This window comes from Halomonas sp. HL-93, assembly GCF_900086985.1.
In the GTDB taxonomy this organism is placed as follows: domain Bacteria; phylum Pseudomonadota; class Gammaproteobacteria; order Pseudomonadales; family Halomonadaceae; genus Vreelandella.
The window spans coordinates 3455085-3467128 of the sequence record NZ_LT593974.1 but is presented as its reverse complement, the minus strand read 5'-3'; the positions used below and the strand labels follow the sequence as shown (position 1 = coordinate 3467128).

9 protein-coding genes and 1 pseudogene are annotated in these 12044 nt (G+C 47.2%); 5 read left to right on the top strand and 5 right to left on the bottom strand.

Translation table 11 applies throughout. From position 1 onward, the window contains the following. The first annotated feature begins 3 nt into the window (after positions 1–3). Together GA0071314_RS16040 and GA0071314_RS16035 are read left to right on the top strand one after the other, a co-directional pair. On the top strand, positions 4–2745 hold the full coding sequence (locus GA0071314_RS16040; protein WP_074397569.1) for an HAD-IC family P-type ATPase: 2742 nt from the start codon (positions 4–6) through the stop codon (positions 2743–2745). A 155-nt stretch (positions 2746–2900) separates the two neighbouring features. Continuing rightward, positions 2901–3446: a DUF2238 domain-containing protein gene (locus GA0071314_RS16035; RefSeq protein WP_231896470.1), complete on the top strand. Its 546-nt coding sequence runs from the start codon at positions 2901–2903 to the stop codon at positions 3444–3446. Between the two features lie 69 nt (positions 3447–3515). Here the strand turns inward: GA0071314_RS16035 and GA0071314_RS16030 are convergent, their stop codons facing one another. Beyond that, the gene (locus GA0071314_RS16030; RefSeq protein WP_074397568.1) at positions 3516–4208 is read right to left on the bottom strand and encodes a helix-turn-helix domain-containing protein; all 693 of its coding nucleotides are present in this window, start codon (positions 4206–4208) and stop codon (positions 3516–3518) included. Between the two features lie 351 nt (positions 4209–4559). Continuing rightward, a complete protein-coding gene (locus GA0071314_RS16025; RefSeq protein WP_074397567.1) occupies positions 4560–6287 on the bottom strand; it encodes a PHA/PHB synthase family protein in 1728 nt (575 codons plus the stop codon). A gap of 368 nt (positions 6288–6655) precedes the next feature. Here GA0071314_RS16025 and GA0071314_RS16020 point away from each other — a divergent pair, with 368 nt between their 5' ends. The 3 genes from GA0071314_RS16020 (at position 6656) to trxC (ending at position 8620) form a co-directional block, all read left to right on the top strand. After that, the gene (locus GA0071314_RS16020) at positions 6656–7159 is read left to right on the top strand and encodes an Hsp20/alpha crystallin family protein (protein ID WP_074397566.1); all 504 of its coding nucleotides are present in this window, start codon (positions 6656–6658) and stop codon (positions 7157–7159) included. Between the two features lie 117 nt (positions 7160–7276). After that, entirely contained in the window at positions 7277–7927 is a 651-nt protein-coding gene (locus GA0071314_RS16015) for a BON domain-containing protein (RefSeq protein WP_082934279.1), read from the top strand. Between the two features lie 258 nt (positions 7928–8185). Beyond that, a complete protein-coding gene (gene trxC, locus GA0071314_RS16010) occupies positions 8186–8620 on the top strand; it encodes a thioredoxin TrxC (protein WP_074397565.1) in 435 nt (144 codons plus the stop codon). Positions 8621–8627: 7 nt separating this feature from the next. Here the strand turns inward: trxC and GA0071314_RS19820 are convergent. From GA0071314_RS19820 to GA0071314_RS15990, 3 genes and pseudogenes are all read right to left on the bottom strand, one after another. Further along, positions 8628–9666 (bottom strand): annotated as a pseudogene (locus tag GA0071314_RS19820) (transposase); the annotation flags it as partial. A gap of 553 nt (positions 9667–10219) precedes the next feature. Beyond that, the gene (locus tag GA0071314_RS15995; RefSeq protein ID WP_074397563.1) at positions 10220–10561 is read right to left on the bottom strand and encodes a DUF5368 family protein; all 342 of its coding nucleotides are present in this window, start codon (positions 10559–10561) and stop codon (positions 10220–10222) included. Positions 10562–10574: 13 nt separating this feature from the next. Beyond that, a complete protein-coding gene (locus GA0071314_RS15990; protein WP_074397562.1) occupies positions 10575–11957 on the bottom strand; it encodes an NAD(P)/FAD-dependent oxidoreductase in 1383 nt (460 codons plus the stop codon). Between the last annotated feature and the right edge of the window lie 87 nt (positions 11958–12044).

Here is a 12044-nt window from a genome sequence, read left to right as displayed (position 1 = left end):
GGTATGAATAGACCGTCTGCCGCACGGCACACTGATGCGCCGATTCAATCACAGCTCGCCGACGTCCATGCCCTGCACAGCGATGATGTTCTGTCGGCATTGAATTCATCGCCTACTGGTTTAACGGCAGAAGAAGCGGCTAGCCGCTTGGTTATCTACGGGCACAATCAATTACCGGTAGTAGACGGGCGCCATCCGCTGTTTCGATTTCTTGTCCAATTTCACAACGCTCTGATCTATTTTCTGCTAGCGGCAGCCCTGGCTGCTTTGCTGCTAGGACATTTCGTTGATGCGGTGGTGATTGTTGCGGTAGTGCTTGTCAATGCCATCGTTGGCTTCGTACAAGAGGGTAAAGCGGAAAAGTCGTTGAATGCGATTCGTGATTTGATTGCACCGCAGGCCCACATAATGCGCGAAGGGCAGCGTATCAAGGTGCTGGCCAGTGACATTGTCCCTGGCGATATTGTGTTACTGGAAGCTGGGGATCGAGTACCAGCTGATATGCGATTGATACGCGCCAGTGCATTGAGGATCGAAGAAGCCATTTTGACAGGTGAGTCGGTGGCTGCCGAAAAACAGGAAGCGCCTGCCTTGCAAGAGGCAGCCCTTGGTGATCGCCATTGTATGGCATATTCGGGCACGCTAGTGGCGACCGGGCAAGCGAAAGGGGTGGTCGTCGCCACGGGGAGCGAGACCGAGATTGGACGTATCAGTACACTGTTACGTGACGTCCAGTCGTTGACAACACCACTGCTGCGCCAGATTAACCGCTTTGGCACGTATTTTACCTGGGTCACGCTGGCGGTAACCGTCTGTCTCTTTACCTTTGCGGTACTAGTGCGTGGCTATGCCTGGTCTGATGCCCTCATTGCGGTAGTCGCTTTAGCAGTGGCGGCTATTCCTGAAGGCTTACCTGCGGTCATTACCATCACGCTTGCCATCGGTGTTCAGCGTATGGCGCGTCGTAACGCCGTCATTAGGCAGTTGCCTGCCGTGGAAACACTAGGCTCAACCACCGTTATCTGCTCTGACAAGACGGGCACACTGACGCGCAACGAAATGACAGCGCGTCGGTTAGACGTTTCCCAGGGTCTGATCACGGTGACCGGTACAGGCTACATTCCTGAAGGAAAGCTGGAAACGCAGCCAGAGGGAGAGGACGCAGAGGACGCAATTCGGCTCAGCAGCGAGGCATTGATCCTGACTGGGCTGCTTTGCAATGATGCCCAGTTAAGCCATGCCGATACGGGCTGGCATGTGATCGGTGATCCGATGGAAGGAGCCTTGTTGGTTTTAGCCATCAAGGCAGGCCTTGACTCCGAGTGCGTGCATCAGGATTGGTCGCGAATTGATGAAATACCGTTTGATGCTAAACATAAGTTCATGGCGACGCTGAATCGCCATGTTGAGGGGGAATATCGCATATTCGTTAAAGGCGCGCCTGATGAACTCTTACAGCTCGCTACTACTCAGGTCGTGGGTCAAAGTGAAGTACCGATTGAGCGGGACAAATGGACGGCGCGAATAGCGCAAGCGGCATCTCAGGGCCAGCGCGTGCTCGGCTTTGCTACCAAGACAGTATCCCCCAGCGTGGAAAAGTTGAGTTTCACTGATCTCGAAAATGGTTTGGTGTTCGCAGGTTTGGTGGGATTTATAGATCCGCCCCGCGAGGAGGCAATTGCCGCTATTGCGGAGTGCCACTCCGCTGGGATTGACGTCAAAATGATCACGGGGGATCACGGTGCCACGGCGGCAGCCATTGCCCAACAGTTAGGGCTAGGTGAGACGCCAAGTGTGCTAACTGGGCGTGAACTTGATGACATGCAGGATAGTGAGCTACCCAGTATTGTTCTCGAAACGAGTGTGTTTGCGAGAACCAATCCCGAGCATAAGTTGCGCATTGTCAGAGCACTGCAATCGACGGGTGCCACCGTTGCGATGACCGGGGATGGCGTCAATGACGCGCCTTCATTGAAGCAGGCCGATGTCGGTATCGGCATGGGGCACAAGGGTACCGATGCCGCAAAGGAAGCATCGCAGATGGTGCTGCTCGACGATAACTTTGCCTCTATCGTTGCCGCTGTGAATGAAGGACGAGTGGTCTATGACAATATCCGTAAAGTAGTGGCATGGACACTACCCACCAATGGCGGTGAAGTGTTGGCGGTTATTGCGGCGATACTGTTTAACTTCGCAATGCCGATGTCGGCGGTTCAGATTCTGTGGGTCAATTTAGTGACAGCAGCCACGCTTGGGTTAGCCCTTGCTTTTGAGCCCGCAGAGCCGAATGTCATGCGCCGTCCGCCCAGGCCCACTCAACAAAGCTTACTTACCTCTTTTCTGGTCTGGCGGGTGATTTTTGTGTCGTGCCTGTTTTTGGTGGCAGTGCTGGGTGTTTTCTTTTACGTATTGGATAGGGGAGATGAGTTGGCCATGGCACGTACCATGGTGGTTAATTTGATCGTGGTAATGGCCATTTTTTATCTCTTCAGCGTACGCTACCTGCATACGACATCCTTTAATTGGCGCGGTGTTTTTGGAACCCCGGCCGTGTTGATAGCAGTTGCAATAGTGGTCGTTGCCCAGTGTGCCTTTACCTACCTGCCGGTTATGAACGATCTATTTGATAGCCGGCCACTTGCTTGGGTGGATGGGTTACTACTCATTGGGGTAGGTATTTTGATGATGGTGGTACTTGAGGTTGAAAAAGTAGTACTAAGGCGTGGCGAGTGGTTAAGCCATTAGAAGAGACAATGGAGATAACCGTGTGTGGAGGATGAGGCAACCTGACGGCCAAGGCGCGGAAAAATATGACCGCTATCCCGTTTTTATGTTTGTCGGTTTTGTAATTTTCTGGACTTGGTTGGCTATGAATCCCGTTTCTCGTCAGGACTGGTTTATTGGAAAATTTGCTGGTACTTGCAGTAATGCCCGTGCTGGCCAGGTTCTGGTATCGGGGTGGTGTCTCTCGGTGGGCGTGGGGAGGCGTGTTTGCCTTCTTGATGTTTCACACCGTTGGTGCCCATTACACCTATTCGAAAGTCCCTTACGACCTATGGTGGCAAACTTTATTCGGTTATTCGCTGGATCACTGTCTTGGTTTTGATCGTAATCAGTATGACCGGTGGGTTCATTTCCTGTGCGGGTTGCTGTTGTTGCCGCTGATAACAGAACTCATGAAACGCCACTTTCTTATCGCCTCCTTCCTTAACCGAGTTGTGCCCGTAATGATTATTCTTTCCCATGCGGCGCTTTATGAGCTTGTTGAGTGGTTAGCGGCAATTATGCTTTCAAGTGAGTTGGGACAAGCGTATTTAGGTGCCCAGGGGGATATATGGGATGCGCAGAAGGATATGGCGTTAGCCTTGTTAGGGGCAGTTGTGGCAAGTGTGCTTTCCTTTATGGTACGCCAAGGAAAAAGGCTAATCGAGTTTGATCTTATTTAAACACAGTGTTTTCTTTGGGATTTTTTTTAATAAGCAGTGTGTAGCATGACCTATAATTCAGCTTTAGTTTTACTTGAGTCGTTCAGCAATCGCGGCTAAGCCTTCTGGATTTAATATGCAGTATTCATGGCCGCGTGCTGACAGAATACCTTGCTGTTGAAATCGACTGATGAGGCGGCTGAGCGTCTCTAACGCCATACATAGATAAGCAGCAATTTCTCGCCTCGACATCGCTAGTCTGAAACAGTATGGCGAATAGCCCCGGGCTTGAAAGTGACATGACATATCAATGACAAAAAAGGCCAACCTTGCATCTGATGGCTGGTTTACTATTTGCCACATTCGGGTGTGAGCGTAGCGAATAGCTTTACTTAAGCAGCGCAACAATCGTATGTGTTGAGAGTGAGTGTTGAGTAACTCCTCAATACAGCTAAAAGGTATAGGTAGCAGGCCCGATGTTTCAATAGCAGTGACACTTCCGCTATAAAATCCATCTTCGATAGCATCCAGTCCAATTATATCACCGGGTAGGAAAAAATGAGTAAGTGTTTCTTCACCCTTTTTCCTATAATCCAATTGTTTTAATGTGCCGCAATGGACTACGTATAAACCTTGAAAAGGACGGCCTTGATGTATTAAAATATTTCTTTTATTTAAGATAAATGAAGGTTGAGTTAAGTTATTTAAATCTTCTATGATGGATGTGCCGGAATGGTAATATGCATTCTCTTTTTTTCTATTTGAAGGAGATAGTGCGTCCATTTTAAAGCCCTCCTTTTAAATATTTGAAGATAAATTATTTTTTGGTAGTCATTTTTGAGTTGATTTTAAAATTATTATGCAATAATTAATATTAGGTGTTTTTCTATAAACTGCAACTATTATTATTTATTAAAATAAAAGCATATAAAACAGAAGGTTGAGTTTTTGTGGTATGCAATTCTGCTAGATGGCTGATTTATTTTGATGCTTGCGTTACCTTCCTTGTCAATAATTTTAATAAGGTGAATGATGATGCATGCAGTTTTTTATGCTTAGTGTTTTTCTTTAATTGCTGATAGTAGGTTCTTGATGTTTAATTTAATTAAAGGCTATTGATAAAAATAAATTTTTTTATTTTTGCTTTACATAACTGCCAGGAGCATCTTCTATCGGTATATAAGTTGTCGACCCAACCTTAGGTGCTTTGTTAAAAGGACCTGATTTGTCTGCTAACCAAGTTTGCCAAGCGTTCCACCAAGAACCTGGGTGAATAACGGTACTCTGTAACCAAGTGTCGGGGTCAATGTAAATATCGTTCTCATATGACGTCGTCATACGATAATGCCGGTGAGTGTATCCGGGAGGGCTGATAATGCCTGCGTTATGGCCACCGCTGGTAAGTAGAAAAGTAATTTCGGGTGCATCTGAAAGCAGGTTCAATCTATAAGTAGATCGCCACGGAGCAACATGATCCCATTCTGTTCCAACGCAAAATATGGGTACCTGTATATCGCTAAGCGCTACCGGACGGTCATCTACTCTAAATCGGCCTTCGGCTAAATCATTATTTAAAAAAAGGTTGCGTAAATATTCTGAATGCATGCGGTAGGGCATGCGCGTTGCGTCAGTATTCCAGGCCATTAAGTCGTTAATGGGATTTCTCGTGCCCAGCAGATATTCATTTACAATTCGAGACCATACCAAATCGTTAGAACGAAGAATCTGAAATGCTCCTGACATTTGTTTGGTATCAAGAATGCCCTGAGACCACATCATATCTTCAAGGAAAGCGAGTTGCTTCTCATCGATAAATAACATTAGTTCGCCAGCTTCTCGAAAATCGGTCTGTGCGGCAAATAGTGTCATCGACGCTAAGCGATCATCGTTATTACGCGCCATCGTCGCTGCAGTAATGGCTAGCAGCGTTCCGCCTAAACAGTAGCCGACACCATGTACCTTCTGATTGGGAATGAGGTGCCGGATAATATCGAGACTCTCTGAAATGCCTTGCTGGCGATAGTCATCCATGCCGATATTACGATCCTCGGCGGTTGGATTACGCCAGGAAATCATAAACACGGTATGACCATGATCAACCAGGTACTTGACTAGCGAGTTGTGAGGTGAGAGGTCGAGGATGTAATACTTCATGATCCACGCTGGCACGATCAGCGTCGGAATAGCGTGCACCTTATCCGTGGTAGGCGTGTACTGGATCAGTTCGATCAGATGATTGCGATACACGACTTTACCTGGTGTGATCGCTACATCCTGCCCGACTATATACTCTTCAGTACCGGCTGGCCTTTTGCCAAGATAATGATTCTGGAGATCTTCATAGTAGTGTTGCATTCCCTGAACCAAGTTGGTCCCTCCGCTGAAAAAGGTGTTTTTTAATACAACGGGATTAGTCATTAAGTAGTTGGAGGGTGAAAACACGTCAAGCCATTGGCGAGCGCCAAACTCTACGGCCCGCTCGTGATGAGGGGAGAGACCACTGACGTTGGTAGTGGCGTTGTACCACCACTGCTGCTGCAGCAGAAAACCTTGGTAAAGCAAGTTATAGGGATAGTAGCGCCAGCTAGGATCGCGAAAACGTCGGTCTTGAGGTAAGGGGTCAATACAAGGGCTCGCATTTGGGTCAAAGGCCGAATGGCTAGCCCAAGATAACAAGCGGAGCTGTTTCTTGATGGCTTTTTGCAGTAACAAAGATTGCGTTCCGGGCGAAAGCGCCGTGCTAGATAGCCAGTCCAAGTAAGTTAACATTACTGATGCCGGAGAAATGCCCAATGTCATTCCAGCCAGTGAAGCACGCACCAGTCTGTCCATATTTTGGTGCTGGTTGTCGTTGAAAAACATGCATATTATCCTTAAAAACCGATGAGTGAGAATCGAAATAGCCATCCAATATTAATCAACCAATATGTAAGATGGTTATGAATATAATTATGATAGTTATTTTTGGCTGTGTATGTAGCTAATGCCCCTTTTTTATAAAGTTGTCTAGGTAAAAAATTTTTAAAATATATTATCTTAGTGAAATTTAAAGAAAAATAAGTGGTTTTTTATCATTATAAAAAAGCGATATTTTTTGCTCTATGTCAATTTTGTCTCAAGATAGTGCTTTTTTGGTATGTTTGTCATGCTTCAAAAGAAGAGTGGCTGGACTATAAATAGAAAGTGGTTTTTAACTATGACTCAGGCCCGTATAAATAAGGAGTATCGAAATGGCAAAATCATCTACCAAGTCTGATGTGTCTGTTCCAGATGCAAGTAAAATGCCTGCCAGTCGCTTTTCAAGCCCATTGGAAGAGTTTGATCGAATGATGGAAGGCTTTTTTGAGCGAAACTGGATGAAACCTTTTTTTAAAGATGATTCGGTAAAAGAGCGTCTTGGTTTTTTTGGGCAGCACAATCCAAAAGTGGACATTATTGATCGTGAAAAAGAAATTATCGTGCGTGCTGAAATGCCAGGGGTTGATCGTAAGGATTTAGTCATTGAAGTCACAGAACATTCCTTGATGTTGAAGTGTGAGCGTTCTGGTAAGGCAGACGAGAAAAAGGATGAATATTATCATTCAGAAATTTGGCAAGGTTCTTTTTCAAGAACGATTGGTTTGCCTGTTGAGGTAGATACGCAACATGCAGACGCCAAATTTAAAGACGGCATACTAACAATAACATTGCCTAAAGTTAAACAACCATTAAGGCGGAAGTTAGAGGTCAGTTGAATATACGTCTTTGTAAAATGTGAAGTGATATCTTCGCTTAGACAGGGTGTCGTAAATAGGTAATGAAATACCATGTTGCGACGAATAATTTATCTATCGAATAAAAGGAATACTGCTATGTTGAAATCAGACGCTCAAATTCAAAAAGATGTACTTGCTGAGCTCGGATGGGAGCCATCCGTTCGTGCTTCAGATATTGGAGTAGAAGTTAAAGGTGGCATTGTAACTTTGGCGGGCCATGTCGATAGCTATGCAGAAAAATGGCATGCTGAAACGGCAGCGCAGCGTGTCAGCGGTGTGAAGGGTGTTGCCATAGAAATTGATGTAAAACTACCGGGTAATGCAAAGCGTACAGATGCGGATATCGCTCGTGCTGTTAAAAACACACTAGAGTGGAATATATTCGTTCCAAATGACCCATTAAAAGTAATGGTTGAAAACGGCTGGGTGACTCTTTCCGGTATGGTGCCTTGGGATTATCAACGTCGCTTAGCGGAAACATCTATACGTTACTTAGCAGGTGTGGTTGGTGTGAGTAATCAAATTGTTATTAAGCCTAACCTTTCTGCTGCGGCAGTTAGAGTTGATATTGAAAACTCACTTAAACGAAAGGCTATCCAAGATGCTAATGCGATTAAAGTGGAAGTCCATGATCACGATGTTAAAATTAGTGGTAAGGTAGATAGTTTAGTGGAAAGAGACTTGATAAACCACGCGGTATGGAACTCTCCCGGCGTATGGACTGTAACGGACAATATAAGAACTTAATTCAGTGGTGCTCAGATATTTTGCAGGGCTATTAGATTGACCGTATTAGTTCGATGGCCCTGCGTGTTTGCATTTTCTTGTTTAACGCCAGACTAAACCTGGAAGGTTTTCTGCACCGAATCCTCTGTAAAAAGGTATATAGTTTTCTCAGGAAGAGTTTTTAGTAGTTGAGTTTGATATGATTTAAAAAGCGTATTATCGCTCATAAGGCAAATAGATAGAGTGTCAAAGTAACTCGAAACTATAAGGAATTCTGGTATGCAGCTGGTCTGCCCTTCATGTGGAACTACTAACCGTATACAAGCCGAACGATTGCACGATTCGCCTGTTTGCGGACGGTGCAAGACTGCGTTGATGAATGCTGAGCCTGTGAGCCTCAGTGATACCACTCTACATAAGTTTATTTCAGGTACAGAATTACCTGTACTAGTAGACTTCTGGGCAGCCTGGTGTGGCCCATGCAAGGCAATGGCACCTAGTTTCGCCGCTACAGCTAGGCAGATGCCAGGGGTTCGATTTGTCAAAGTGGATAGCGACGCCGCACCGGCGGCCAACGCGCTTTACAATATTCGCAGTATTCCCACGCTAATCCTGTTCGAAGGTGGTAAAGAGATAGCACGTCTTGTCGGAGCGTCATCGGAAGCGCAGCTTGTGACTTGGATTCATCAAAACCTAAAAGTCATGCGTCACTAGATTAGGTGTATTCGAACACATGCTGGCAAAGCGACTCCCGGTTCATCATCGGCTCGTAGTGGATTGCTTCTACTTTCATTGAATGGAAGAAGCTTTCCACGCAAGCGTTGTCCCAGCAGTTGCCTTTACGGCTCATACTTTGACGCAACTGATGCGTTCGCAGCCGATCCCGGTAGGCGCGGGAACAGTACTGGCTTCCCTGGTCGCTGTGACAGATCGCTCTTGTGAGGAAATTGCGTCGCCACAATGCCATTTCCAACGCATCGCAGACCAGGTCTGCGGTCATCCTGGTATTCATGGACCAACCGGTGACAGAGCGCGAGTACAGGTCAATGATGACGGCCAGATAAAACCAGCCTTCAGAGCTCATCAAGTACGTGATGTCACCGGCCCATTTCTTGTTCGCGGCGGTCGCCTCAAAGTCTTGCCCCAGTAAGTTGGGCGCCACAGGCAAGCTGTGGTCGCTGTCTGTGGTGACGACGAACTTGCGGGCGGCCTTCGGCACCAACGATAGGCGCCGCATACTGGCCCCTATCGTTTTGACATCATAAGGGTGGCCATCAGCCGCCAGCGTGGCCTGGATGCGTCGGGCGCCATTGCGCCGCTTGCTCTGGGATCAAGCCTTTCCCTGGCTTGCTCCAGTTGGCTGGGCTGAAACCGAGTCTTCTGCCATGTGTAATACCCACTTCGCGAGACCCCGAGCACAGACGCCATCCGGATCACGGAAAACCTGTGACTGTGCTCAAGCATGAAGCTGTAACGCTTCACTTTTGGTTCTTGGCGAAGTAGGTCGCCGCCTTTTTTAATATGGCCAGCTCCTCTTCACGCTCGGCCATTTGGCGCTTCAGCCGGGCGTTCTCGGCAGCCAGTTCAGACTCGCGCTCGGAGACGTTGGCCTTCTTTTTCGCTGCCGAACGCCAACCATAGATCTGCGATTCATGGATACCCAGTTCTCGGGCGGCGCTGGCAACGCTGGTTCTTTCTGCGAGTTTCAGCGCTTCGGCCTTGAACTCATCGGAATAGCGGTTGCGCTTTTGTTTGCTCATCGTGGATCACCTCATAAGCGGATTGTACTCGCTTAACGCGGTGTCCAGAATCAGTGGGGCGGATCAGATCGTCTATACCATGTTATTGAGACATAGTTTTATATTTATTTAGGTAATATGCTTATTACTTTTTTAAATTATACAGTAGACAGGCTTGGGGAAGCACGCGAGATTGGTAAAATCAGTGATGGCGTATTGTCGCATCATGGTTCGAGAGGGGTGGCTAGTGCCTGCCAGCAATGATCTATGTGCTATCGACGTGTATTTTTTTACAACGTTGCGCGTGGAAACGAGGACAACCAAGAATTAGGTACTGTTTTTCTTGCTTGCTGTCGATGATTTGCTGCGGGCAGGGTGCTGTCAGCGTCATTTTGGATAGGCCATCTTGCCATGTTTTAGGCCTGTCACTCGGGGTTTGGCAGGCCAGCGAGACATTCAAATAATGTTGATCTTTTGGCGAACACTATGGCATCGATACGGCAAAGTTGAACGAGTCAGTCAACCAGCAAAAAATGCTTCATTGGTTGCCAATTGACGGCCTTTCCAAATGCAATCAACCTTCACGGAGAAGACTGATTAAGTAGCTCAAGGGATGTAAGATCACTAATGAAATGAAAAAGATAGCGACAATACCGGCGGTTAATGCAACCCAATCAAATAAAGTTGCTACATTGGCAAGTGTTGAATGAGTGAGCCAAGGAACCCAAGCGAGCGCTGATAACCCGATAAGTATGGCGAGCATCGTGGCATACCGACTACGGTGTTGAGTTATCTGATAGCCACGCAGGTAAGCGAGCAGGTGTAGGCTAATGACAACAATGGAGCCCACTACCAGTAGCCATGTGAAGGGTGCAAGCGCATACATTAGTATGGTGAATATACCACTGATGGTCATAGCAGATTCTCCTTTATGCTTGGCCTTCAAGAACGGCGTAGTAAGCGGGCTGCAGCATACGATCTTTCATGACCCAGGTAACCCAAGATTCGTCTTTAGGGTCAATAAATGGGAAAGACGGCATGAAGGCGAAGTCGTCCGCGTATCCAAACTCCACCAACATGGCTTTGCCGATCCCCGTGATCATGGGGCATGAGGTATAGCCAGTGTGGCGTGCAGATGGGAGGTTGCCCTGCATGACGGAAAGCAGGTTTTCTTCTACAACGGGTGCTTGCGCCTTGACACTAGCAGCCGTTTTGTTGATGGGCGCACCAATGACATCACCAATGCCAAACACTTCGGGATAGCGATTGTGCTGCATGGTATGGATATCGACGTCTAACCACTCGCCTCTGAAAGGGCCATCCTGAGCAATGAGAGCGCTGTTTTTGATAAAATCGTGAGCGCTCATGGGAGGTACCACGTGAATAAAATCATAGTCTGTGATTACGGTTGGCAGATTATCACGTTTGAACTCAGCTTCACGTAGTTCATGGTGCGAAGTGAACTCGCTTTCAGGTCCAACAAAAGCAAACTCAGCCTGTTTGGCTTGCGGGTCGATGGCAGATAAGCGGTAATGATGACGCCGTTTGACCCCCTGCTCATCAAACCGCTGCTTAACAAACTCATCTACCCATGGCTGGGAAAATAGATCGGTGCCAGGAGCCATATATTCCACGGCAAAACGCTCCCTACGGCCAGATTCTTCCAATCGACTAAGTGTCGTAAACGTCATTTTAAGTGGCGCACCTGCACATTTCACAGGGGTGGGTGCCGCTGTAAAAATGCCCTTTCCTTGGCCGCTTGCTAGCCAACTTTCGATGGTTTGATTGGTGCGAGACGCGCCTTCAATGCTGGCGTATACGCTGCCAATCCCGTGCTGACCTATCAGTTCTGGCGACATGCCATCAATTAAGCCGTAATTTAATTGAATGCCTGTGGCAACAATCAAGAAGTCATATTCAATTGTTGAACCACTAGCCAGACCAATACGTTTGTTGTCTGCATCAACGCTGACTGCAATCTCACGGACCCAGTTAACACCTCGCGGCATAAAGTCTGCGTTAGGACGCATCGTTTTGCCGGCGTTCCAAACGCCGGAAGCAACCATTGTCCAGCCGGGTTGGTAGTGATGAGTTTCTCTTGGTTCTACCAACGTGATTTTGCCTCCTCGTAGCCGCCTGGTGAGTCGGCTAGCCATCGCAATACCCGACGCGCCACCCCCAAGTATCACTACATGGGCCTGAGTGTGTAGCGTGCTAGCAGATGTCATGCCGGCTGGCAGCAAACAACCAAATCCCATTCCAGACCCTACCTTTAGCAAATCTCGTCGGCTTAATAACAGTAGCTTCTGCATGACGTCTCCTATGGCGCAACCTTTCTATATTTTTTAAGAATAACGTTATTCTATTATGTCCAATGCATAGAAAGACGCAATACCTAC

What these genes read in the sequence shown, in the direction of transcription:
- GA0071314_RS16040 (WP_074397569.1), top strand. Translation starts at nt 4, where the DNA reads ATGAATAGACCGTCTGCCGCACGGCACACTGATGCGCCGATTCAATCA.
- GA0071314_RS16030 (WP_074397568.1), bottom strand. Translation starts at nt 4,208, where the DNA reads ATGGACGCACTATCTCCTTCAAATAGAAAAAAAGAGAATGCATATTAC.
- GA0071314_RS16025 (WP_074397567.1), bottom strand. Translation starts at nt 6,287, where the DNA reads ATGTTTTTCAACGACAACCAGCACCAAAATATGGACAGACTGGTGCGT.
- GA0071314_RS16020 (WP_074397566.1), top strand. Translation starts at nt 6,656, where the DNA reads ATGGCAAAATCATCTACCAAGTCTGATGTGTCTGTTCCAGATGCAAGT.
- GA0071314_RS16015 (WP_082934279.1), top strand. Translation starts at nt 7,277, where the DNA reads ATGTTGAAATCAGACGCTCAAATTCAAAAAGATGTACTTGCTGAGCTC.
- trxC (WP_074397565.1), top strand. Translation starts at nt 8,186, where the DNA reads ATGCAGCTGGTCTGCCCTTCATGTGGAACTACTAACCGTATACAAGCC.
- GA0071314_RS15995 (WP_074397563.1), bottom strand. Translation starts at nt 10,561, where the DNA reads ATGACCATCAGTGGTATATTCACCATACTAATGTATGCGCTTGCACCC.
- GA0071314_RS15990 (WP_074397562.1), bottom strand. Translation starts at nt 11,957, where the DNA reads ATGCAGAAGCTACTGTTATTAAGCCGACGAGATTTGCTAAAGGTAGGG.